The organism is Parafilimonas terrae, from assembly GCF_900115755.1.
Classification (GTDB): domain Bacteria; phylum Bacteroidota; class Bacteroidia; order Chitinophagales; family Chitinophagaceae; genus Parafilimonas; species Parafilimonas terrae.
In genome coordinates this window covers 37,328-63,006 of the sequence record NZ_FOXQ01000014.1, presented here as the reverse complement: position 1 = coordinate 63,006, position 25,679 = coordinate 37,328, and the positions used below count along the sequence as shown (strand labels likewise).

Genomic DNA, 25,679 nt, shown 5'->3' with positions numbered 1-25,679 from the left:
GCACAAATAACATCTGTGCATCTGTGGCAATAATGCTTTGCGTTTGATGACAAAATACTATTTTACACTTAAGGCCAGTGCGCTCCAGTCAAAATCACCGAAGCCACCTTTTAATAATTCTTCAAATTCATTTTTAATCAATGCTGCCAAAGGCATAGATGCACCTGCTGTTTCTGCCTGTTGATTAATAAGTGTTGCATCTTTTAAACCCAGTTCAAGCGTGAATGCAACGGGATGAAAAGTATCTTTCAATATAATATCGCCATAACTTTTATAGATACCGCAATTAAAAAGCGTAGCGGTCATCATGTTCATCCACGCAGCTTCATCAATGCCGCTTTTCCTGGCGAGGTTTATGCCTTCGCTTATAGATTGAATAGCGCCCAATATCAGGTAATTTGTGCAAAGTTTTGCCACGTTGGAAGCACCTGGTTCTGCGCCAAATTCCCATATAGCAGCAGCGCCTGCATTAGTCAATAATGGCTTTATCGTATTAATAATTTCATTACTTCCGGAAACGATAAAATTTAGCTGCTTATTCCTTGCAGCATCAGGCCGGCCTGAAACAGGACATGCTATATAATGGTTTTCATATTGCTGGTGAAGCTTAAACAACTCATTGCTTGTTACGGGCAAAACGGTGCTCATGGAAATATGAATGCCGCCTGGTTTTAAATTGGCAGCAATGCCATCTTCCCAGTCGGTGATTTGTTTTAGCGCATCATCGTTTGAAACAATGGTGAAAATAATGTCGCATGCAGATGCCAACTGCTTAACGCTTTCGCAAACAACGGCGCCTTTTTCTTCCAGCAACTTTGCTTTTGAAATGGTGCGGTTATATACCATCATGCCTGTATGATGCTCAAGCAGGTTTTCTGCTATAGGCGTGCCGAGATGGCCTAAACCGATAAAACCTATGTTCATAAATATCTCTGTTTTAAAAATTGTGTGAATTGAATTTCCGTAATGCAATCTCTTTTACTGAAACAATTGTTGCAGGAACCCTGCAATCTCCGCACTGTTTAAAATTTTATCAGGCTTCATTTGTTCCAATGCCTGCTGCGGCATAAAATCCACCTCTGCTGATTCCGGGTCCTGCACAATAGTAAAACCGCCGGCCTGTTTTATTTTACTGATGCCATGTGCGCCGTCTGCATTTGCGCCGGACAATAAAATAGCAATTGCATTTTCGCCAAAAACTTCGGCAAGTGATTCAAAACTTACATCAATGCTCGGGCGGCTGTGATTAACCTTTTCAGAAGAATCGAGTGAAAACATTTTTTCGTTTTCAAACAATACATGATAATCGGCAGGCGCTATATAAACATGGCCTGACAAAATGGTTTCCTTATCTTCTATTTCCTTAACAACAAACTTTGTCCTGGTTGAAATAAGATCGGCCAGTATAGACTCCCCGTCGTTTTTGCGATGAACGATTATCAGCAAGGCCACATCTTCATTCAAAGGCAAAACGCCCACTATTTTTAAGATAACTTCAAGGCTGCCTGCTGAACCTCCAACTGCAATTAATTTATATTTTATTACTCTATCTTGCGCCATATCTTTTCTTTCTCCACCTGCACAAATTTTTTAGCTATCGGCGAAAACCGCAAACTTTCTTTTGAACCAAGAATAAGAAAGCCAAGTTTTTCAAGACTGTCATCAAAAAGTTTTAAAACTTTATCCTGCAAAACTTTATCAAAATAAATGAGCACGTTGCGGCAAAATATTACCTGGAACTCATTAAACGACCTGTCTGAAACAAGGTTATGTGTAGCGGTTATCATTTTGTCTTTAAGCTTCTGGTTAAATTTAGCGAAGCCATATTGTGCTGTATAAAAAGAAGAAAAATCTTTTTTGCCGCCAGACAACACATAATTTTCAGAATACTGTTGCATGCGGTTTAAAGGAAAAATTCCTCTTTGTATATTTTCAATCACAGATGGATTTAAATCTGTTGCATAAATTAATGACTTGCGCAGCAAATTTGCTTCTTCAAGCAATATGGCCATTGAATATACTTCTTCGCCGGTGGCGCAGCCCGTGTGCCATATCCTTATAAAAGGATGCGTGGCAAGTACCGGTAAAACTTTTTCGCGGATTAACTTAAACACAAAAGGATCGCGAAACATTTCTGTAACATTTACTGTAATCTCTTCAACAAGATGTGTAAGATAATCCGCATCATTTTTTACACGGTAAATTAATTCTGCAAAGCTTGGAATGCGGTCAATGGTAATAAGCCGGTTAATGCGCCTGCGCAGTGAAGCCCTTGCATAGTTGGTGAAATCATAACCGTAACGCTGCGCCAGTTCGTTTATCAGCAGTTCAACCTCTTCATCTTTAACCAGTATCGCTTCCACATTAGTTATTTAATGCTTTCATTTAAAATTTTTACCAGCCAGTCCACATCCACAGGTTTCGGTATATAATCACTGGCGCCTGCATTCAGGCATTTTTCACGGTCGCCCGCCATGGCCTGTGCTGTAACTGCAACAACAGGAATATTTTTATAAGCCTCTGTTGATTTTAATACAGGTATGGCATCGTAACCATCCATGCCGGGCATCATCATATCTAAAAGAATAATGCCAATTTCATTAACCTGTTTTTCAAGCATGGCAAAAGCCTCTACCATATTATTTGCTACGGCTACAGCATAGCCCCTCGCTTTAAGCACAGCAGAAAGCGCAAATGTGTTGCGCAAGTCATCATCAATTATTAAAACTTTTTTCAAATCGTTTAAAATTTTAAAAATTAAATATATAAGAAGTTGCCTGAAATTTTTTGTGCAGGATGGTGAATTTAATTGGTTTTATTTAAACAAAACTTTGATTAAATATTGCAAGCCTTATCTTTAATCGCTTATTGAAATAAACTATGTCGTTTATAATATTGCTTGCTGGCATTGTTTTATTGATTGTACTTATTACATCAGCAAAGCTTAATGCATTTCTTGCTTTTCTTATTGTTTCTATATTGATGGGCCTGGCCAATGGAATGCAGGTGCACGAAATAGTGCCTGCAATGGAAAAAGGCATTGGCGATATTCTTGGCTCGCTAAGCATTATACTTTGCATGGGCGCCATGCTTGGAAAACTGATTGCCGAAAGCGGTGCTGCGCAAAAAATTACAACCGGTCTTGTAGATGCTTTTGGCAGAAAATATTTAATGTGGGCAATGGTGCTCACAGCTTTTATCATTGGTATTCCGCTGTTCTTTGATGTAAGTTTTGTATTGATGGTGCCGCTTATTATTAGCGTTTCAAAACGGTATAATATCCCGGTTGTATATATTGGGTTGCCGGTAGTGGCTGCTTTATCAATAACACATGGTTATTTGCCGCCCCATCCTGCGCCAACAGCATTGGTAAAACAGTTTGGCGCGGATATAGGGTTAACAATGTTATACGGTGTTTTAATTGCTGTTCCTGCCGTAATAATTGCCGGGCCATTGTTTGCAACGCGCCTGAAAAAATACATGAATAAACCCCCGGATACATTTGTATCTAAAGACCTTCCGGAAAACGAGCTGCCATCTTTTTTCAATAGTTTGTTTACCACATTTCTTCCCGTATTATTAATTGCTGTTGCCACAATTTGCCAGCAGTTTATTCAACAGCAAAACATCGTTACAAAAATCCTTATTGATATTGGCGATCCGCCGGTTGCCATGGTTATTTCTGTTTTGTATGCTTTGTACAGTTTGGGTATAAGGAAAAAGAAATCGATGACAGTGCTTATGGCACATCTTACAGATTCAATAAAAGATATTGCGGTTATATTGCTGATATTGGCCGGCGCCGGTGCTATGAAAGAAATTCTTACAGAAACAGGCATCAATACGCAGATAGCGGGTATGCTGGATAATTTTCACGTGCATCCTTTGCTCGCCGCCTGGACGATAAGCGCCGTAATCCGCATTGCATTAGGTTCGGCCACTATCGCAGGTTTAACCACGGCAGGTATAATAGCTCCTATTATTGCAACAAGCGGTGTTGACCCTAACCTGATGGTATTGGCAACAGGTGCAGGCAGTTTAATATTCGGCCATGTGAACGATGGCGGTTTTTGGTTGTTTAAAGAGTATTTTAATTTAAGCCTGAAAGACACTTTTAAAACATGGAGCGTAATGGAAACCGTAGTATCTGTGGTGGGGCTTGGCGGTGTATTTGTATTGAATGCCTTTATGCATTGATGAATGCTTTGCACTTAAAACGGATAGCCGATTGCAAGGTTCCATACAATATTGTTTTTACGCCATTCGCTGTCGCCAAAATCAATTTTATATTTTTCTCCATTTGGTAAATTGTAAGGCAGGTGCAAAGGAAAGGCCACATCAAGCCTTACAATGAGAATGCTTACATCAGCACGTAAACCTATACCCGCATCAACAGCTATCTGCCTCATAAAATTATTGGACGAGAATTTAGAACCTGGCCTTTCCGCATCATACTTTAACGTCCATACATTACCCGCATCCGCAAAAAGCGCATACCTGAAAATAGAAAATAATTTTGCCCTGTATTCAGCACTTAGTAAAAGCTTCACATCGCCGGGCTGATCCCATACTAAACTATCTCTTGGGTTGCCGGCATAATACGCGCCCACCAGTGTTCTTGCACGAAAACCTCTTAAATCGCTTACACCACCACCAAAAAATTCTTTTATAAATGGCACCAGTGTATCATTGCCATAAGCTATAGCAACGCCCGCATCCAGCCTTGTATTGAAGGAACTGTATTTGCCTAACCGTAAATAATGCCGGAAATCTCCTTCCAGTTTCAGGTACTGCGTAAACTCCTGTCCGAAAATTTTCTTTTTATCACCCTTCTTTACATCAGCGCCTGTGAGTAAACCCAGCAAATTACCGGAAGCGTCAACATTACCATTAAAATAAAAATTATTCTTTTTGGTGTTTGCCTGTGCCTGCGAGTTATAGTTGTAGTTATAAATGCTTCCGAAAATAAATTGTTTTTCCACGCTGCGTCGTACGGTAAGGTTGGTATCAATAAGCGCTTTAAAACTATCCGTAAAGTTTGCAGGCTTAACGGCATTTATGTTGATAAGCGTGAACTCGTGCTCGTTTTTAATATTATTCTTCCAAACGTAGCCATAGCTTGCGCCTATAGACCGTAATGTATATTGCGTGGTGCGGTTATAAAATTTATAACTGGCGCCAAATTTTGTTTGCGGAACATAGGCGCTGCTGGTATTTAACCTGAATGGCGCTATGATTCGTGGTACAAATAAATTCGCTTCAAGGCCATAACTCAAAGTGTTTACATCGTAGCCGGAAGATATTTGTGTTTGAAAACCAAAATTGGCTGCAATGGTAAGCAGTTCTGCCCCTTTAAATAAATTGCGGTGCCGCCAGTTAGTTGAAAACTCACCGCCGGTTGCATTATTGGATTTAGTAAGCCCGGATACTTCAAAGCGTATTGACTTTGTATTGGTAGGCGTTAAATAATAAAAGGCATTTAATTTTTGCACACTGTCCCTGGCCGGCTCAAAACGCACTTTTACAAACTTATATATGCCTAATGTTATAAGGCGGTTAAGGCTTAGGTTATGATCGGTGCGGTTATATAATTCACCGGGTTTAAACACAAGCGTCCTGCTGAATATTTTAGGATTGTATTTATGATTAGGATCAATGATACGGTAACCTTCAAACAACTTTCCCCTTCGCCTCGCTGTGTCTGCATTTATATCATAGTCTGCAAAAACATAAACATTATTAATATAGTATGGAAGCCTGGCGTTTGAAGGCGTTTCAGGCTTTATTCTCAAATCAATATCCACCTTATGATTGCCGATTGTTGAATCTGCTTTGGCTAATAAATAATCCGGGTTGAAATAATAAAAGCCTTTGTCTTTTAACCGGGCGTCAATGCGGGTGCGCTCATCTTTTATAACATCAAGGCTGTAAGGATTGTTTGGTTTTAACAACACATATTTTTTCCCCGTTGCATACTGCCGGATATTTTTGGAAAGAATGCTTGAATCGTTAGGATAGGAGACGTTGTTGATCCTGTATTGTGTATCAACTAATGCTGTATAGGTTACAGATAATTTTTTGTTTTTTACGGATGTATCCATAACAACAGAATCCCTGAAAAAACCTGCGTTTTCCAAATGGCTTTGCAGCACCAGCCTGTTTTTTTCAAGCGCCGAATTAGAAGCCAGCACCGGCGGCTCGCCAACTTTGTATTTCAACCAGTATATAAGCCCCTTTGGTTTCTTTGGTTCTTTAAACATGTTGAAAACAGTAAGCTTAAACCGTGCGCCTAAAATAGTAGAGTTAGGTTCGGGGCGTACCAGCGAACTTAATTCACTCTCCAGTTCTTTTCTTTTATTGGATGGGATTTTATCTGTTGATTTTATTTTTTCTTTTGAGCCCACAAAAAGGTTCTGGCCGGGAGCAAGGTTTTTAGTATTGCTGCATGAAGCAAACAGCAGAACCAGGCCGGCAAAAACTGCGAGGTGTTTAAAATATATGCTATGTATTTTTTTCAAATTCATTCGTGCATGTTTGTTTTTTCAATGGCCTTATGGAACCTCGCTATGCGCATTTCCCCTGGGTGAGAAAAATTATCATGCTCGGTTTCATTCGTGCTTCTGTTATAAAAACAGTTAAGGTGTATTGGCTGGATTTTGATATTGAGACGCCTGTTTTATTTCCTGCTGCCTTCTTTTTTCCCTTTGCTGCTTTGTAATTCTTTTGTTTTTCTTCCTTATCAGTTTTGCTTCTTTCCTTCCTGTAAATATTTCGCTGAATTTATTATAGTCATACGTAAGAATAAAGCTCATGCCGGTTTCAACCACCTGTCCATCTATTTGGTTTTCGTATTGGTTTAACCGGTACACACGTATCATATAACGGCCATCTTTTGTAAGCTGGTAATCAACCGAAACATCACCAGCCGGGTTTACCGTATTCTGATTAGGATTGCTCGGCCCTTCCAACTGGAAATTGCTGCCTACATTCACACGCAGCCGGTCGTTCAACAATTTTTTCGATACCGTTACATTAAGGTCTGTTTTATTTTGTGCAGTGCCGCTTGAATAATCCGCGCCTGATTCCACGCCAAAATTTACATCAACGCCTTTTATCAAACTGCCTGCAAGATTATTTAGCTGGTCGGTTAAAATACGGCTGGCGCTTGCCCTTATTTCACCTTCAACACCAGTGCCGCCGGCAGAACTTACAAACGGGTTTTCCTGTATGAACCTGCCCAGTAACAAAAGTGCAAACACCTGCTTGTTTAATTCACCTTCATCATTACGCACCTGCTGCAATTTATCTGAAACATCGCTCCATTGGGCGGCTGTTCTTTCAGGCAGCACTATATCAAAAGTTATTACGGGCTTTAATAGTTCACCAGTCATGTGCAGTAAAACCTGGAAGGGTAATTTTTCTTTATACCGCGTCATTTCAGCGGTTGAATTGCCCGAAACAGAAGATTGCATTAAATCAATAGGAGGCGTGTTAATGTCATATACAGCCGTTACATCAATATTGGCTGCCGTGGGGTCGCCCGTCCATGTAATAGTGCTTCCTTTCTGAATAAGGAACTGCCTTTTTAAAATGCTTAATGATAAATTATAGGAGCCGCTTTCCAGTTCGTAAGCGCCGGTTAAAGTGGTTTTACCGCTTCTGTCAACACCGCCGTTTAAATTGGCCCTTCCTTTCAGCGTTAATGCATCGCCATTTCTTTCATCAATCACCACAGTGAATTTTGCTGAACTGTCTATTTCAATATTGGCATCAACCGATATGCCGGTGAGTTTGGCAATGGCAGCAGAATCAATAACCACTTCTGCTGTATCAGCCGGGTTATCTTTATCTATAAATACAACCACGCCTTCCCTGGACTGTACTTCCGGATCTGATTGCGGCAGAACAAAAACAAAATCGGTAACCTTATTCACCCTCAGGTCGCCGTTTACGGTTGGCGCTGTTAAATCGCCCTTTAGATCAGCGGCTGCATCAATATTCAGTTTGCCATATATAATGCGGTCTGTGGCCTGCGGCGCATCTACTACCGTAAAATCATCGGCGTTTAAAGTGAGGTTAAAAGTGAAGCTTTTATAATCTTTGGTAAGAATATCACCATCAATGGTGGCTTTATTGCCAGAAGAATCAACGAGGTCGAAATTATTAAAATGAATACCTCTTGAATTTACCCGGATAACATCTTTCGGAATCGTAAACCTTTCCCCTGAAATTGTTGGAATGAACGATGCGTTTGCAAAATTTAACCTGCCATCAATATCAGGATCTTCAGTTGTGCCTTTAATAGCAACCTTGCCTTTTAAAGCGCCTCTTATATCATCTAACTGGCCTGTAGTAAAACCTTTTATCATAGCAAGATTTAAATTATTCATGGCCAGGTTTAAATCCATCCGGCCTTCGCCGGTATAATATAAGCCGGTTAAACGAACATCGTTGCCATTGCCGGTAATGGCAATATCTGCGTTGTATGCATTAGCTGTTTTATTATCAACTTTTATGGCAAGATTGCCTATTGTATCCGTTTTATAGGCAAGGTTATTTATAGTTAAGTCTGAAGTAAATACCATATCCTTTGTGGGGTTGGTGACTTCTGCAGTACCATTAATGGTGCCGGATGCCAGCAAAGAATCCTGGTGGGCAATTTTAGTAATAGTAGCTATTTCAAAATTTTTCAGGTCAATTTTTATGGGTGCTGCCGGTGATGACGCTGTGCTGTTTAATGATAAAGACTGGTTACCCTGGCTGATGGAAAAATTATTAATAACGATGCCCGATGAATCGTATTGAATGGAATTGTTAGCGCTAACATTCCAATTGTCGCCATCTAAAATAAGATCAGGTTTTAAGCTTACGCTGAAACCGCTGTCAACCTGGTTTAATAAAGCACCCAGCGCATATTGTGTTTTATTTTTTGAATTATTAGAATTAACATCCACATCCAACTGGTTATTGGCAACTTTTGCATTTACTGCGGTTTTATATAACTGCGTTGAACCGGCTTTAATGCCATCAACAGAAAGGTTTGCATTAAAAGCATCTGCTGCAGATTGCGCATTTACATTTAAACTGTCAATTTGATTTGTGCCGAAAATTATGCGCTGGCTTTTAGCCGTTAAACCCAAATCGTTTTGTGCAGAATTAAGGTGCGCATTTACAGCAATGGAATCACTGCCTTTTAAATCAGGCATTAATTGTAACACTAAACCCTGTGGGCGAACGATGGCATCAAACGTCCAGTTTTGCGGGGTAATATTTTTCTGTTCGTAACCTGGTAATTGATAATACTGGTTAATTACCTGCTGCAATGCCTGCGCTATTTCCGTTAATTTATATTGCCCGGCAAGTGCCGCATCAATATCATTACCTGCTTTAATTACAATGCTTTTATTGGTTGAATCGCCGCTTGCAACAAGAGAAATACTATCAGTATTCAATTTTTGCCCTGCCCTTGTTAACGATAGATCATTGATGCTAACTGTTCCAACCAAATCATCAGGATTGGTGGAAGGAAGGTCTGCAGTTATATGCCCGCTTAAACTTAATGTATCACTCATTAAGTTTAATGTTTTTGCATTTAATGTATCTATTAATAAATTTAATTTCAGCGGTGGGTAGGTTGACGGCGTATTCAGGTTGGCTGTAAGATCAAGGTTTAATGCAATAGCAGAATCATTAATAGAAGCCTTTGTTGTATTAACGCCATCATTAATTTCACCGTTTACATTCAGCCCCTGGTAAGTATAGCCTTTTACTTCTGCGCTTGCAACATCAAGATTATATTTTGCATTGGCTTTTTTTATGTCAATGCCTTTGCCGCTTGCCGTTAAATTGGCGGTAACTTTCCCAAGGTTATCCTGTTGCTTCATTAAATAACCTGCATCAACATTTTGCAATTTTGCATTTATTGCATACACATCGCCGGGCTTCATGCTGCCATCAACATTTATATTACCCTTATTGGTTTTTAAAGCAAGTTGTGTATTGAATGCGCTGGTGCTTCCTTTAAAAAATCCATTCAAAGCAAACCGGTCGGGAAGATTAAAATTATCCGGTAAAGTTTTAGGCGGCAATAAGCTAAGTATATCTTTTTTGGTTGAAGTAAACTGGTTGATCTTTACATTATAATAAGCCCGTTTTGTATCAGGCAGGCCCTGCAATCGTCCCGATAATTTTACATAAGTGTCACCATAACCGCTCAATTCAAATGTGGGTATGGAAAGATCACGTATAAAACCTTTAACCGCTGCATTCAATTTTATGGCAGACAATTTATAGTTGCCCATTGTTCGTTTATAAGAAGGCATGAATGCAAGGAAATCCTTTACAGATATTTTTGAATTGGGCAGGTTGGCATCAACATACAAAGCACCGATGTTTTTTGATATAGCTTCTATTGACGGATATTTTACAATGAGTTTGTTTTGAATTATTGTGCCATCTGTTTGAAGTAATAAATCTGTGAGCGATGCTGTGGTATCGCTGTAATAAAATTTTGTGTGGAATTTTTGTAAGGCAAGCCCGCTTTTTTCGTTCAATGCAAGCTGGTGAATATTGCCCTGGAAAATTGCCGGCGTGAAGCTTAAGCTATCACCCATCAATACAAAATCTTTTACATGAAGATGGCTGGCATCAAAACCTTCGGGCAAAGGTTTGGCATTGTTATCATCATAAATTAATTCGTTGTTTTTAAAATCAGCTTTGGCTAAATAAAATTTCCAGGGGTTATTTAGCTGGCTGTCGGTTTTAGCGGCCACCACATCTTTTGTTTCCTTCGCTTCCTGCGATTTGCCAAGGCCAACTTTAATTACTGAATTATTAAATGTAAAATCCTTCAGGGCTATATCAAGGTTTTCGAGATTGATTTTTTCCGGGTGTGTACTTAACTCCCCAATCTTTAAAAATGCCAGCAATGCCGAAACATCATTCCTGTAATTAAAATAAATACGCTGCAGGTTTAAGCCGCTTACTTCCAGCGCAGGCATTTGCGAGGAAGATTCAGATGGCGGCGGAACAGGATTGGTGCTGTCTTTATTTTTAATTAAAGGTTTGTACTGGTAAACCTTTGCATTGATATCCGCAATATTTATATCCTTTATTTTATAAATGAGTTTGTCGGGATCGAAGGTGTCAATGCTTGTATTAAAATCACCGAGATAAAAATAAACGTTGTTGCCGCTTTCATCATCTTTAAACCTTGCTGTAATATTCTTTAAAACAATTTTGCCAATATTGAATTTCATGGCAGCGGAAGAGTCTTCAGGTTCCGGCGTTTTTTCTTCGCTTGCAAATGCTTTTACAATATAATCGAAGTTGAAACTGGTGTCGGGATAGTTGCGGTAAATGTTTGCTTTAATACCATTCAATTCAAGATATTGAAGATTTACTTCGTTGCGCAGCAGGCTGAACAATGAAATGTCAACCCTTATTTTACCGCCATATAAAAGCGTATCTTTTTGCTGGTCTTCAAAATAAATTTTTTCTAAAACAATTCTTTTGGGGAAGTCAAGCCCGAATTTTTCTATTTCAACTTTGGTTTTAATTTTTCCTTCGAGGTAAGTAACGGCTTTGTTTTTTGCGAAGTTTTGAACAGCAGGCACCTGTATTAATATATAAACAAGCACGATTAAAAAAATAACGATGCCAATAATCCATGCGAAAACCTTTAAAACCGTCTTGCCAATTTTTTTTGCGTTCAACCGGTAATTTTTTTGGTACTGAATAATAACAGCAATTTTTAAAATCAATTGCGGATAATTATAATTTAACCTGTGGTGCTATTAAAGTTTTAGAGAGTGCCTGTTAAATAATGTTCTTAGCACGTCATGTCGAGGTAACGAGACATCTCTGCACAATTATAAATTTCAAAATAAAGCAGAGATTTCTCCTATCGTCGTAATGACGATTCAACCTTTTTCTATAGCTTAATAGCACAATATGTTATAATTATAATCATTACTTCACAACAACTTCAACAAAATTAGTAGAGAAAATCCTGAGACATTCAGGCAGATACAATGCCAAAATTATTTTTTGGCAATATAAGTTACGGAGCTGCAATTTGAAGCATTTTGTAAAGCTTTCCTGTTTGAGCGAAGGCCGTTAAAAAAGGCTTTTATAAAATTGCTTTTGCCTGAAGTATATTTTTCGCTTAAAAGGCTCACATAAAAACTATCGAACCACATTGGTTTGTTGCCTGCAGGCGTAAATTGGTGTGCACTTAAAAGTTTTTGCATGCTTGCCGGGGAGAAGTGGTATAAATGCCTCGGCACGTCGTATGCCGCCCAGTTTGCGTTATAGATTTTAGCATCGTAACTGGTGTAATTGGGAACGGCAATAATTAATGTGCCACCGGGTTTTAATAAGGTATGAAACGCATCGAGATATTCATGCATACGGTGCACATGTTCCAAAACATGCCATAACGTAATTGCATCAAAACTTTCGCGGTTGAGGTTGAATAGATTTTCTGTTGGCTGTAATTCAATATTAAAATCTTTTTGCGCATTGGCCCTCGCTGTTTCATCAGGTTCAAGGCCTGTAACATGCCAGCCTGCATTTTTCATGGCCGCAGCAAAAGCGCCGGTGCCCGCGCCAATATCAAGCAGGTTGCCCCCTTTTATTCCGCTATATTTTTCAACCAGTTTTCTTTTTGTTTGCAACGTGACGGAACGAACTGCATGGTAAAGCTTGTTCACCATGCCTTTTGAAGTATTGGAGTGCGAAATATATTCTGACGACTGGTAATAACGGCCAATGCTTTCTTCATCGGGCACATCCTGTGTAAAGCGAAGTGTGCAATTATTGCATTGCCATATTTCAAAATAATCGTGGCTTACAGTTTCATCTTTTGCCTTCAGCACAAATTCAATATCAGCGCCTGAACAGGCCGGGCAATTATTATAATGAATGGTGTTGCTCATGCGGGCCTATATAATTTCTTTCAGTTTACTTACTACTGTATCTATTTCTTCTTTTGTGTTATGCCTGCTGAAAGAAAAGCGAACTGTTACAAAATCTATATCAGCATTTGGATTAATGGCGCTTATTACATGGCTGCTTACGTTTGCACCACTTGTGCAGGCGCTGCCGCCGCTGGCGCATATATTATTTATATCAAGATTAAATAATATCAACTCGCTTTTTTCATTCTTGGGAAAGTTAGCGCTTAATACAGTATATAAACTGCTGCCTGCATAATCACCGTTAAAGCTTACGCCTTCAATATTGTTTTGCAATTGCTGAAGCATATAATTTTTTAAACCGCAGATATACGCTTTGTCGGCTTCATAATTCTTTGTGGCCAGTTCCAGTGCTTTTGCAAAGCCTACAATGCCATAAATATTTTCTGTTCCGGCACGCATATTTCTCTCCTGGCTGCCGCCCTGTATAAAAGGGCTTATCTTATTTTTTTCACTTATATAAATAATACCAATGCCCTTTGGCCCATGAAATTTATGCCCGGCGCCGTTTATAAAATCAACCGGCGTTGCATGCAGATTGAAAGGAAAGTGACCAACGGTTTGCACGGTATCGCTGTGAAAAACCGCATTGTATTTTTTGCATAGTTCGCCCACTGCATGTATATCAGTAATGTTGCCAATTTCGTTGTTGGCATGCATTAAAGTAACCAGTGTCTTTTTGTTAGACGCCGAGAGTAATTTTTCCAGGTCATTCAAATCAATATGACCGTCAGGTGAAACTTTTACAAATTGCAGGTCGATGCCTTTTTGTTTATGCAAATGTTCCACCGTGTGTAATGTGGCATGATGCTCCAACGGGGATGTTATAATTCTTTCACAACCCAAATCGTTTATGGCAGCGCACACAGCCGTATTTGTGCTTTCCGTGCCGCCGCTTGTAAAAAATATTTCACCGGGGTTGGCGCCTAATATTTTTGCAACTGTTTTGCGCGCATTTTCCACAGCCAGCCTTGTTTCCCTGCCATAACTGTAAATAGAAGAAGGATTGCCGAAATGCGTGGTTAAATAGGGCATCATGGCATCAAGTACTTCCGCATCAAGAGGGGTAGTTGCAGCGTTGTCAAAATAAATTCTTTGCATATCTTCTCAAATCAAACAATAACAGAAAGCTGCGAAGGTAAAAGCTATCGGTGTAATATATAATTTTTATGCTGTTTAATGATGCTGACATATTTCAAAACCCTGTAACCGCTTATAAAAAAGAAAAGTAAAAAAGCAGCTTTAATTGTTAAGTTTTTGTCATAGAAATGTTATTTTGGCGCACAGAGGAATGACCGGCTTACAGTAAACAAGAGTCTCGTATCTGCTTTATTTACATAATTTATTTAAAAACCAAATTCCATGCTTAGATCCACGATCATTACAGGATTTTTTTTGCTGTTATTTTATGGTTTAAATGCACAACCGGGGCAAACAATAACCGGTACGGTAACTGCTTCTGACACAAAGCAACCGCTTGAAAAGGTAGCTGTGCAGGAAAAGGGTACCAGGAATTCTGTGCTGACTGATAATACCGGCAGGTATTCCATTACATTGTCCAAAGGCAATGCAACGCTCGTATTTTCTTATGTGGGGTATGATACCAGGGAATCTGGTGTTGGCAGCTCTGCAATTTTGGATGTAGCGCTTGATCCATCTGGCAATGCACTAACCGATGTGGTGGTTACGGCACTGGGTATTAAAAGGGAAGTGAAGACTTTGGGTTATGCTTCGCAACAGGTTGATGCAACTCAAATTGCACAGGCAAAACAACCTAATTTAATTAATGCGCTGCAGGGAAAAGTGGCAGGTGTAACCATACAAAGCTCCGGTGGCGGGCCGGGCCAGGGCGCCAGTATTTTAATTCGTGGCGTAAATTCTATCAGCCCTTCAAATGATAACCAGCCTTTGTTTGTGATTGATGGCCTGCCGGTGGATAACAGCACCTTTACAACCGGCACCACCGGCGACAGAGGCGCCAGTATGCCTAACCGGCTGTCTGATTTAAACCCGGATGATGTTGAAAGCATAAATGTGCTGAGAGGTGGTGCAGCAACGGCTTTATATGGTTTGCGCGGGGCGAATGGTGTTATAGTTGTTACAACAAAGTCCGGCCAGGCCGGTAAAATGCGCGTAAGTTTTAATGCATCTTATAATATTGACAACGTAAATAAAATACCGGATATCCAGTTAAAATATTCACAGGGATGGATGGGCGTGTATGATTCAACCGATTTCTGGCCGGCATGGGGCCCAACCGTTGAAGAAGCCAAAAAAATTGATCCTTCCCATCCTGATAAGCTGTTCAATAACTGGAAGCACGCATACAATACCGGGCATCAATTCAGATCAGGCGTAAACTTTTCCGGCGGCAGCGAAAAAATTACCTATTCTTCCTCTTTTTCTTATTTAAAGCAGGAAGGCGTTATTCCCAATACTTTTTATCAGGGGATTAATGGCAGGTTGAATGGCCAGCTTAAATTCAGCGAGAAATTTAAAATGGGAACGTCGATTTATTATACCAATACAAACGGTAATTTTTATGATGCCAACAGGTATAATGAAGACCTGGTTTACTGGACACCAAGATGGGATGTACGCGACTATCTTACACCGCAGGGAACCATGAAAAGCTATGGTAATGATAATCCTATTTATCAAACAGCCACCAACAAATTCGGCTCGCAGGTAAATCATATTATCAGCAGTGTAAATTTTGCTTACTCACCGGTTAAATGGCTTACGGCAACCTACCTGGTGGGGGTTGACCAATATGGTGATGCGAGAACGGCAACTGCACCCGGCGCCGTTGGTTTCCCCGGCGAGTTTATTGCTGCCGATAACCAGGATTATGATGGTAAATACGGGACCGGTTTTGTGCACGACTATCAGTTAAACTACCGGCAGATTAATTCAAATCTGTTGTTAACGTTTGATCATACCTGGGCCAACAAATTTCAAACTACATTCCGCGTGGGGAATGATATATTAGACAGGAATATAAAACGTATTTCAGCCGAAGGAAGCGGTCTTGATGTATATAACTGGTTCTCTTTGGCCAATGCAAAACATACACAAATTGATCAAACGAGAACAAAATACCGCATCATAGGTTTATACGGCGATCTTACTTTAGGTTATAATAATTATCTCTATTTAACATTAACAGGCAGGAACGACTGGACTTCATCATTGGAAATGGATAACCGTTCTTTCTTTTATCCTTCTGCAAGCCTGAGTTATATTTTCTCACAGCATTTAACAATGCCATCATGGTTTACGTATGGCAAGTTCAGGGCTTCACTGGCAGGTATTGGAAAGGATGCGCCTCCCTACAGAACCAGTATCACCTATGCGCCTTCCGGTTCTCCCATTTCAAATAATGGCGTAGATATTATTCGCTGGACACGTAATTCCAATGCCGGTTCTGTAGATCTTAAGCCGGAAAAAACCACTACGTTTGAAATAGGCACGGATTTGAGTTTTTTCAAAAGCCGTCTTGGCCTTAATTTAACCCTGTATAAATCTAATAGTAAAGACCAGATCATAGATGTAACTACCACTACCACTACAGGATTTGGTTCTATCACCTTAAACGCAGGCGAAATTGAAAACAAGGGTATTGAAGTTACTGTAACGGGAAATCCTGTAAAATCAAAGAATTTCAATTGGGATATCTCAGCTAACTTTTCAGCCAACCGTAATAAAGTATTATCACTTTATGAAGGCTTAAGGAGTATTTATATAGGCAGTGTATTTGGTTATGGCAGGTCAACAATAAGCAGTTATTATGTTCCGGGTGAGCCTGTTGGAAATATCTGGGGAACACCCGTTATGCGCTATGGCGATGACCCGGCAATAGCAGATGATGCCGTTCATGCGAATAAAGATTTACCCGTGCTTATTGGTGACAACGGTTTTCCTGTTTATGCAGACGGCACCAATCAAAAAATACTGGGTAACTCTTATCCAAAATGGCTCACCGGTCTTAGCAACACGTTGACCTATAAAAACTGGAGTTTGTATTTTATGTGGGATGCACAATTAGGGGTGCATAAATATGACCAGTTTACCAACTTTCTTGCTGCTTTTGGCGAATCTACAGTTACCCTTAACCGTAATGAAACAATTGTATTTGATGGCGTAACTGCAGATGGCAAGCAAAACACTAAACCTGTTTGGCTTGGCCAGGGTGTGGGGCCTGATAATGTTGATTACGGGGCAGGCTATTACAGGAATATTTATCGTGGTGTTTCAGAGAATTTCGTGGAAGATGCATCATGGGTTAGGCTACGTACAGCAACCCTGTCTTATTCTTTGCCTGAAAACTTAATCAAGAATTCATTTATAAATAATGTTTCGCTTTCATTTACAGGCACAAACCTTATTCTTATTACAAAATATAAAGGATATGATCCCGAAACACGCAGTGATGCTGCGCCGGGAAGCAACCTCAATGTAAGCTCAGGTTTCAGTTATCCTGCCTTGCGGAGCTATATATTTTCTCTAAACGTAGGATTCTGATTGTTAAGCATTATTTATTTAAAAAAAACAAAGAGATGAGCAAACTTAAAATATATAAAAGATTAATGGTTTTTGGTTGTATGGTTCTTTTATTGGGCAGTTGTAAAAAATACCTCGACATCAATCAAAACCCAAATGCAGCGCTGCAGCCGCCAATTGCCGGCTTATTGGCAAATGTTACCAATACTGCAGCCATAAATGTTTTCAGAATTGCAGACTGGACATCTTACTATACACAATACCTCGCTTCACCCAGTGCAGGGGCTTCTACCGATACTTATGAAGATGTAGATGCCAGCAGTGCATGGAACAATTATTATAATATAATGACCGACTTGTATGATATGAAGATGCAGGGACGGGAAAATGGTTTAAATGCTTACATAGGTGTTTCTGATGTATTGATGGCTTTACATATAAATATGGCTTCCAATGTGTGGGGAAATATTCCGTATTCGGAAGCTTTTATAGGGGTTGATAACATTCATCCTGTTTATGATGATCAGAAAGCTTTATATGATACTTGTCTTAAATTACTCAATGATGGCATCGCTGCTTTAAATCAATCTGATGCTGATGGCGAATTAGATGCCAGCAGTGATTTCATTCATGCAGGTGACGTGGCTGCATGGATAAAAACCGCACATGCACTAAAGGCCCGTATGCTGAACCAGGTTTCTAAAACTTCATCTTACAATGCAGATGCTGTTCTGGTTGAATTGGCACAGGCTTATACAAGTAATGAAGATGATGCACAAATAACAGCCTTTGACGGCTTTAACCCCTGGGCGCAGGAAGCGCATAATAATGCGAGTTTATTGCTGGATGGGTGGCTGTCTGCCAATTTTATAAATGCTATGAACGGCACTACTTATGGACTATTCGATCCGCGGCTTCCGCTTATTACAGATACCACCCGTTACGGCGATTACAGGGGAACAGTTAACGGTGCTGGTGCAATTGGCAATAATACCGTGCATAATGAATGTTATCTTACAGTAGGCAAATGGTATTCAAGCGATCAATCGCCATTGGAAATTATAACCTTTGCCGAATGTAAATTTATAGAGGCTGAAGCTAAATTCAGAAAGGGTGATAAAGCCGGCGCCTATGCTGCTTATTTAGCAGGCATAACGGCAAACATGAATAAGATAGGCGTAAGCGGCGGCGATATAACTTCTTATATAGCCAATCCCATAGTTGCCGTAGGTGAAGCCGGTATTACCTTAAAGCTGATATTTAAAGAAAAATATGCAGCACTCTTTCTGAGCCCGGTAACCTGGGATGATATGCGCCGCACAGATTATGATTACAAGGATTTTGAATTGCCTGTAGGCGCTGCATTAAATACTTTTATAAGGCGCATGAACTATCCGTCAACCGAAATTTCAACAAATGGCAGTAATATACCAACCGTTCAGCTATCAGACCATCTGTGGTGGGACCAATAATAAAATTCAGCAAGTAATTTGCCTGTGAATTACATAATAGTGCTGCATCAATTGCAGCACTATTTTTTTGCAATACAAATTATCTGTTGCAGGCGCCTGCTTCTTAACAACCCTTCCCAAACACAAATCCTATCTTTACAAAAATTCATTTAAATTATGTGGAAGAACAACATTCTTGAAACCATTGGAAACACACCATTAATTAAACTGAATAAAATAACAAAGGATTTTCCATGCACGGTGCTTGCCAAGGTTGATTACTTCAATCCCGGCAATTCCATTAAAGACCGTATGGCATTAAAAATGCTTGAAGTGGCTGAACAGGAAGGTAAATTAAAACCCGGCGGAACCATTATAGAATGCACCAGCGGCAATACAGGAATGGGTCTTGCTTTGGCAGCCTGCGTTAAAGGCTATAAATGCATTTTTACCACTACAGATAAGCAGAGTAAAGAGAAGATGGATATTCTGAAAGCAGTCGGCGCAGAAGTAATTGTTTGCCCCACGAATGTTGAACCGGATGACCCTAAAAGTTATTATTCTGTTGCGAGAAGGTTAGCCAAAGAAATTCCCAACTCTTACTTCTTTAATCAATACGATAACCTTGCAAACCGTTTGGCGCATTATGAAACCACCGGCCCGGAAATATGGGAACAAACCGAAGGTAAAATTACACACCTTGTTTGCACGGCAGGCACGGGCGGAACAGTTACAGGTACTGCACAATTTCTGAAGGAAAAGAATCCGGATATTCAGGTTTGGGCGATTGATGTATATGGCTCGTTGCTCACCAAATATTTTAATACCGGCGAAGTAGATATGAATGAAGTGCACCCTTACATAAGCGAAGGTTTTGGTGAAGACTTTGTGCCTGCAAATTATGATATGAGCGTGATTGACCATTTTGAACAGGTGACAGATAAAGACGGCGCTATTATGGCACGCCGCATTGCAAAAGAGGAAGGCATTTTTATTGGTTATAGCGCGGGCAGTTGTGTGCAGGGGCTGATGCAGTTAAAAGAAAAATTAAAAGAAGGCGACCTGGTAGTTTGTATTTTTCATGATCATGGCAGCCGCTATGTTGCAAAAATTTATAATGATCAATGGATGATGGAACGCGGTTTTCTTGATGTGAAAACATTTAAAGATATTGTTAGTGCGAGGGAAGGGAAGAAACTCGTTACAGTTCAGCCATCGCAAACCGTTGCAGAAGCCGTTGAGCTCATGAAGAAATTCGATATTGAAAATATCCCTGTAATGAACGGCAGCGGGCCGGTTGGTTCCATCAGCGAAACAGGTTTGTTCCAAAAAGTGTTTGATCATCCTGAATTAAAAGATTCAACTGTTGAAAGTATCATGGAAAAAGCCTATCCCGTTGTTGATTTTGATACGCCTGTTGAACGGCTTGGCAGTTTAATTAATAAAGGTAACGGCGCAGTTTTAGCAAAAGATGAAACAGGCGATTATCACATCGTTACCAAATATGATGTAATACAAAGCCTGGCGAAATAGCTTTAAAATTTGTTTGTAATGATTTATTGGCGGCAGCTAAAGCTGCCGCCAATTGTTTTATATATTGCTATTTCAAATTGCGGCATTAACATGAATACTTCTTTGTATAAAACCTTATATGTAAAATCGGTTACAGAAGAAATGGCGGGTTTTAAAACCATCACTTTCAAAGAAGGGCATAACATTCAATATAAGGCAGGCCAATATATAACATTAGTGCGTTTCAGCCATGATGAGGAAATACGCCGCTCTTATTCCATTACATCTTCCCCTGATTTAAATGAGCCATTGTCAATAGGGGTGAAGCGGATAGAAAACGGGTACTTTTCACGCCTGCTTGTTGATCATGCTGCTGCCGGCGATGAAGTTATAACTATTGGCGCAGGCGGCTTGTTTGTTTTGCCGGATAATATTGATGATTTTAAACAGGTTTTCTTTTTTGCCGCAGGCAGCGGCATTACACCTGTTTATGCGCTTATAAAAACTTTATTATTTGTACACCAGCATACAAATGTTGTTTTGATTTACAGCAATGCTTCAGAAGAAAAAACAGTTTTTCTTAATGAGTTGAAATTGCTTGAAGATAAATTTAAAGACAGGTTTGTTATAAAGTTTTTATTCAGCAATATTATGCAGCTTGCCAAAGCCAGGCTGCACAGGAATTTAATCATAAATTTTTTGCAGGAATTATCTGTTGCAGATTTTGGGCAAACCTTGTTCTATATCTGCGGGCCGCAATCTTATATGCGTTTATGCACTTATACCTTGCAGGAGCATGATGTGCCGAAGAATAATATTAAGCGGGAAGATTTTGTAATCAATGCGGTTAAACGTGATGTTTCACCACCCGATAAATCTTCGCATACTATATTTTTAAAAATGGGAGAGGAGGATGTTAAGTTCGATGTTCATTATCCTGATTCCATTTTATCGGCAGCGAAGAAAGCTAATATTGTTTTGCCTTACAGTTGCGAAACAGGCCGTTGCGGCAGTTGTGTTGCCAAATGTTTAAAGGGCGATGTTTGGCATTCGTATAACGAAGTGCTTACCGAAAACGAAATACAGCAGGGCCTTGTATTAACCTGCGTTGGCCATGCCATAAACGGTGATGTGGAACTGGAGATAAATGTTTAATAAACCGGCCGGCCCGTGATGATGGCCTGGCCGGTTACCGTTACATTCTTTCCGGCACTTTAATACCTAATAAATGCATGCCTGTTTGTATGGTTTGTGCTGTAAGCTGTGCCAATTTAATACGCAATGTTTTTTTATCCTCACTCTCTGCATTGGCAATGGAATGTTCTGTATAAAATGAATTAAATGTTTTGGCAAGATTGAAAACATACAATGCAATTTTGGAAGGATCATATAATGTTGCTGCTTCTTCAACCGTTGCAGGAAACTGCTCCAGCAAAATAATAATTTCTTTTTCCAGCGGAAGAAGTTCACCGTTCGCCGATGACTGTTGACCGACAGCCGAATGTTGAGTGTTTTTGTCTTCGGTTAACGGTTGACTGTCAACGGTTGACGCCTTCCTTAATACGCTCTTAATTCTCGCATACGTATATTGAACAAACGGGCCGGTAAACCCGTGAAAATCTATGCTTTCTTCAGGGTTAAATACCATTTTCTTTTTCGGGTCAACCCGCAATAAAAAAAACTTTAAAGCGCCAAGGCCGATTGTTTCGTATAGGTCAGTTAATTCATCTTCTGTAAAATCTTTCACTTTGCCAAGTTCTTCTGTTTTCTGCTTTGCAATGTTGATCATTTCATCTACTATATCATCTGCATCCACCACAGTGCCTTCACGGCTTTTCATTTTGCCGGATGGCAGTTCAACCATACCATAACTTAAATGATAAATAGCTTTTGCATAAGGCAGGCCAAGCTTTTCGCAAATTAATTTTAATACTTTAAAATGATAGTTCTGTTCATCGCCTACAACATAAATGCTTTCATCAATTTTATACTCTTCATATTTATCTACAGCCAGTCCAATGTCCTGCGTTATGTAAACCGCGGTTCCATCTCTGCGGCGAACGATTTTTTTATCAAGGCCATCATTGGTTAAATCAATCCAGACGCTGCCATCTTCTTCTTTATAAAAAATACCTTTTTCCAAACCTGCCTCTACCAGGTTTTTACCAAGAAGATAGGTTTGACTTTCATAATATACTTTATCAAAATCAGCGCCGATGCGTTTATACGTTTCATCAAAACCTTCATACACCCAGCCGTTCATCATGCCCCACAATTCAATCACACCGGGCTTTCCCGCTTCCCAGTCCACCAGCATTTGCTGCGCGGCTTTCATTATGGCCGCTTCTTTTTCTGCTTCTTCCGCACTTAAACCTTCTGCTTCCAGTGTTTTTACTTCACCTTTATATGCCTCATTAAATTTTACATAGTAATCGCCCACAAAATGATCGCCTTTTGTGTGTGTGGATTGCGGTGTAGCGCCATTGGCAAATATTTTCCAGGCAATCATGCTTTTGCAAATATGAATGCCGCGGTCATTTACAATGCAGGTTTTTATCACATTATTGCCAATGGCTTTTGACAATTCTGCAGCGCTCCATCCCAAAAAAATATTTCTTAAATGGCCAAGGTGCAGGGGTTTGTTGGTATTGGGTGAAGAATATTCAACCATAATTTTTTTATGGCTTACCTGCTGCCTGCCAAACGAAGTATTGTTGTAATTATCCGAAAGAAATTTTATCCAGAAACTGTTTGCAATAACCAGGTTTAAAAAACCTTTTATAAGATTATATGATTGAAAAATACCGGCATTATTATCAACTAAATATTTTCCCAATTCATTGCCCAATGCATCCGGCGATTTTTTTAAGGGCTTTAGCAAGGCAAATAAAACGATTGTATAATCACCTTCAAATTCAGGCTTGGTAACGTTTACTGTGATGGCAGATTCATCAATTGAAACATTGTACAATGTTTCAATTGCTTCTTTAGTTCTAAGTTTAATAATGTTTGTAAGGCTCATAATAAAATGTGAGGGGCAAAAATACTATAGGCAACTTGTAAAATCTTCCTTAAATCTGTAAACAAAAAAACAGGTGTATTTTTTGCTGTTACCTTCGTCCGATGCAAAAATCACATGCATTCATACGGAAAATGGTTTTGGCTGTTGTGGATGCATTTTATCCTTTATTCAGGCGTTTCATGCCTTTGCAAACCTTCCGGTATGCGGCTTGCGGCGGCATAAATATGGTTTTTGATATTGTGATTTTCATGCTTTCGTATAACTATTTTCTTAATAAGCAAATAGTTTATATAGCCGGTTTTGCCATTAGCCCATACATTTTTGCATTCCTTATTGCATTTTGTATTTCTTTCCCGGTGGGTTTTTATTTAAGCCGTTATGTGGTATGGCAGCAAACAAAAACCCGTAAACGCATACAAATATTCCGTTACTTTTTAATTGTTGTGGCCTGTATTGCGCTCAATTATTTTTTCCTGAAATTATTCGTGGAAGGTTTCCACTGGTGGCCTACTTTTTCAAAGATTATCACAACTGTTATTGTTGTATTATTCAGTTATTTTACCCAACGTAATTTTTCGTTTAAGGCTGCTGCTGAGAATAAAGAAGATGCTGCAATAGCAGAAGATGAATTAATAGATTGACTGTAATAAATACTTAACTATCCTGCTGGTTTAAATAAATTATATGAAACTTAAAGAAGCATTCGTGCTGCTTTTTCCTGCTGTTTTAGCCTGCACTTCATGCAGCCGGGATAATGAGAATATTGATTGTATTAAGGAGCAGATATTGGTGAAAATTGAGCATACGCGCCATGCTGATAATAAAAACGCAATTGATTTTTCTATCAATTATACCGGCAGCAAAACCATAACTTCTGTAAACTGGAATTTTGGTGATGGCACAAGTTTATCGGGCGATAGTATATCAGTTACACATATTTATGCAGATACCGGTTTATTTATAACGAAGGCATCGGTGAATGTTGTGGAGGATGGCGCTTCCTGCACTTTAACCCCTGATAAGAAAGTTAGAATTAAATAAAAACTATAAAGCTGCCTTGCCGGCTCAGTCAAATGGCATGGTTTTTTTTATGAATAGAAAAAACACCGGCATGAAAAAAATAAGATGTATTCTTCGTTTATTATTTATAACCCTGTTTTTGTCTGCTATGATTATTTCTTGTGCACCACCGGGAAAAGGCCACAGGCCTCCAAGGCCCCCTGCACCACCGGGCATGCCTAAGCGGCCATAGCCAGGATTAAGATATAATAAAAAAGCGCTGTTAAAGCGCTTTTTTATTATGGAATTATGCTGTTATTGTAATTAAAAACCAATGGAATTTCCACCGTCAACCGGTAATACAACTCCTGTAATAAACCCGGCGCCTTCGCTGGCAAGAAATAATGCAGCTTCTCCTATATCTTCAGGCTGGCCCATTTTGCCCATCGGCGTTCTTGCAAATACCCGTGTTTTGCGGTCTATGTCTTCATTGAGCGCTTTGGCCGTCATATCAGAATAAATAAAACCCGGAGCAATGGCATTTACGCGAATGCCTTTTGGTGAAAGCTCTGTAGCCATTGCCCTTGTAATGCCGTCAATTGCAGATTTGCTGGCAGAATAAGCAATCACTTTCGGCAAGCCATATTGCGCCGCCATTGAACTGATATTAATAATGCAGCCTGAATTATATTTCAGCATATCTTTTACCACTTCGCGACTGATAGCAAACACAGCATTAAGATTTGTATTGATGATAGCAGCAAAATCTTCATCCGTTACTTCGGTAAAATCCTTTTTCATATTAATGCCGGCATTATTTATCAATATATCTATCCGGCCATGCGTTTCCACAATTTTTTGTATGAGGGAAGGAATGGTTGCAAGGTCACTTAAATCGCAACACATGATATGGCATGATGAACCCAGTTGTTGCTGTGCCCGCTCAAGCTTTTGAATATTGCGCCCGATAATGATAGTTTCTATATTGTGTTGTGTAAACTTTTGCGCTATAGCAAAACCCAGGCCTGAGCCCCCGCCCGTAACAACTGCAATTTTTTTCCTGTTATTTTTCATACTTGTAAAATGTTTGGCTGCTGAATTTTTTTTCACCCTAAAGTAATATTTAAATAAAATACAAAAACGGCATCAAAGATTGTAATCGGTTGCGTATATTTTATTAAAAAATCCGGATAGCTTTATTGTGCCATCCGGATA

The 25,679-nt window shown here is 39.6% G+C and carries 17 protein-coding genes; 7 read left to right on the top strand and 10 right to left on the bottom strand.

Annotated elements, in window-relative coordinates:
• Positions 1–57 precede the first annotated feature (57 nt).
• The 4 genes from BM015_RS18235 to BM015_RS18220 are packed head-to-tail and all read right to left on the bottom strand — an operon-like array spanning position 58 to position 2,737.
• Positions 58–924 carry an NAD(P)-dependent oxidoreductase gene (locus BM015_RS18235; RefSeq protein ID WP_143075918.1) on the bottom strand — a complete coding sequence of 289 codons (867 nt, stop codon included), beginning with the start codon at positions 922–924 and terminating at the stop codon, positions 58–60.
• Between the two features lie 54 nt (positions 925–978).
• Positions 979–1,560 (bottom strand): chemotaxis protein CheB, encoded by a 582-nt coding sequence (locus tag BM015_RS18230; protein WP_090662174.1) that lies wholly within the window; start codon positions 1,558–1,560, stop codon positions 979–981.
• On the bottom strand, positions 1,542–2,363 hold the full coding sequence (locus BM015_RS18225) for a CheR family methyltransferase (protein WP_245751487.1): 822 nt from the start codon (positions 2,361–2,363) through the stop codon (positions 1,542–1,544). The genes BM015_RS18230 and BM015_RS18225 overlap by 19 nt, the downstream gene beginning before the upstream one ends.
• 5 nt (positions 2,364–2,368) lie before the next feature.
• A complete protein-coding gene (locus BM015_RS18220) occupies positions 2,369–2,737 on the bottom strand; it encodes a response regulator (RefSeq protein WP_245751485.1) in 369 nt (122 codons plus the stop codon).
• 143 nt (positions 2,738–2,880) lie between these two features.
• On the opposite strand from BM015_RS18220, the gene BM015_RS18215 reads away from it, so the two are divergent.
• Positions 2,881–4,197, top strand: a complete 1,317-nt coding sequence (locus BM015_RS18215; RefSeq protein ID WP_090662168.1) for a gluconate:H+ symporter — start codon at positions 2,881–2,883, stop codon at positions 4,195–4,197.
• A 14-nt stretch (positions 4,198–4,211) separates the two neighbouring features.
• On the opposite strand, the gene tamL is transcribed toward BM015_RS18215, so the two are convergent.
• From tamL to BM015_RS18195, 4 genes are all read right to left on the bottom strand, one after another.
• Positions 4,212–6,524 carry a translocation and assembly module lipoprotein TamL gene (gene tamL, locus BM015_RS18210; protein ID WP_090662165.1) on the bottom strand — a complete coding sequence of 771 codons (2,313 nt, stop codon included), beginning with the start codon at positions 6,522–6,524 and terminating at the stop codon, positions 4,212–4,214.
• A 111-nt stretch (positions 6,525–6,635) separates the two neighbouring features.
• Positions 6,636–11,714 carry a translocation/assembly module TamB domain-containing protein gene (locus BM015_RS18205; RefSeq protein WP_143075917.1) on the bottom strand — a complete coding sequence of 1,693 codons (5,079 nt, stop codon included), beginning with the start codon at positions 11,712–11,714 and terminating at the stop codon, positions 6,636–6,638.
• A 327-nt stretch (positions 11,715–12,041) separates the two neighbouring features.
• The gene (locus BM015_RS18200) at positions 12,042–12,938 is read right to left on the bottom strand and encodes a class I SAM-dependent methyltransferase (RefSeq protein ID WP_090662159.1); all 897 of its coding nucleotides are present in this window, start codon (positions 12,936–12,938) and stop codon (positions 12,042–12,044) included.
• 6 nt (positions 12,939–12,944) lie between these two features.
• Entirely contained in the window at positions 12,945–14,078 is a 1,134-nt protein-coding gene (locus tag BM015_RS18195; RefSeq protein ID WP_090662156.1) for a cysteine desulfurase family protein, read from the bottom strand.
• Positions 14,079–14,339: 261 nt separating this feature from the next.
• Here BM015_RS18195 and BM015_RS18190 point away from each other — a divergent pair, with 261 nt between their 5' ends.
• The 4 genes from BM015_RS18190 to BM015_RS18175 all read left to right on the top strand — a co-directional run bounded on the left by BM015_RS18190 (position 14,340) and on the right by BM015_RS18175 (position 21,598).
• Positions 14,340–17,501, top strand: a complete 3,162-nt coding sequence (locus tag BM015_RS18190) for a SusC/RagA family TonB-linked outer membrane protein (RefSeq protein ID WP_090662152.1) — start codon at positions 14,340–14,342, stop codon at positions 17,499–17,501.
• A gap of 35 nt (positions 17,502–17,536) precedes the next feature.
• Complete coding sequence (locus tag BM015_RS18185) at positions 17,537–18,952, top strand: SusD/RagB family nutrient-binding outer membrane lipoprotein (protein WP_090662149.1); 1,416 nt, start codon at positions 17,537–17,539, stop codon at positions 18,950–18,952.
• Positions 18,953–19,108: 156 nt separating this feature from the next.
• Positions 19,109–20,464 carry a pyridoxal-phosphate dependent enzyme gene (locus tag BM015_RS18180; RefSeq protein WP_090662146.1) on the top strand — a complete coding sequence of 452 codons (1,356 nt, stop codon included), beginning with the start codon at positions 19,109–19,111 and terminating at the stop codon, positions 20,462–20,464.
• An 18-nt stretch (positions 20,465–20,482) separates the two neighbouring features.
• Entirely contained in the window at positions 20,483–21,598 is a 1,116-nt protein-coding gene (locus BM015_RS18175; RefSeq protein WP_218148547.1) for a flavin reductase family protein, read from the top strand.
• A gap of 40 nt (positions 21,599–21,638) precedes the next feature.
• On the opposite strand, the gene argS is transcribed toward BM015_RS18175, so the two are convergent.
• Positions 21,639–23,465, bottom strand: a complete 1,827-nt coding sequence (gene argS / locus BM015_RS18170) for an arginine--tRNA ligase (protein ID WP_090662143.1) — start codon at positions 23,463–23,465, stop codon at positions 21,639–21,641.
• A 101-nt stretch (positions 23,466–23,566) separates the two neighbouring features.
• Here argS and BM015_RS18165 point away from each other — a divergent pair, with 101 nt between their 5' ends.
• A complete protein-coding gene (locus tag BM015_RS18165) occupies positions 23,567–24,106 on the top strand; it encodes a GtrA family protein (protein ID WP_090662131.1) in 540 nt (179 codons plus the stop codon).
• A gap of 43 nt (positions 24,107–24,149) precedes the next feature.
• Positions 24,150–24,506 carry a PKD domain-containing protein gene (locus BM015_RS18160; protein WP_090662128.1) on the top strand — a complete coding sequence of 119 codons (357 nt, stop codon included), beginning with the start codon at positions 24,150–24,152 and terminating at the stop codon, positions 24,504–24,506.
• Positions 24,507–24,788: 282 nt separating this feature from the next.
• Here BM015_RS18160 and BM015_RS18155 read toward each other — a convergent pair whose 3' ends face one another.
• Positions 24,789–25,538 carry an SDR family NAD(P)-dependent oxidoreductase gene (locus BM015_RS18155; protein WP_090662366.1) on the bottom strand — a complete coding sequence of 250 codons (750 nt, stop codon included), beginning with the start codon at positions 25,536–25,538 and terminating at the stop codon, positions 24,789–24,791.
• Positions 25,539–25,679: the final 141 nt, after the last annotated feature.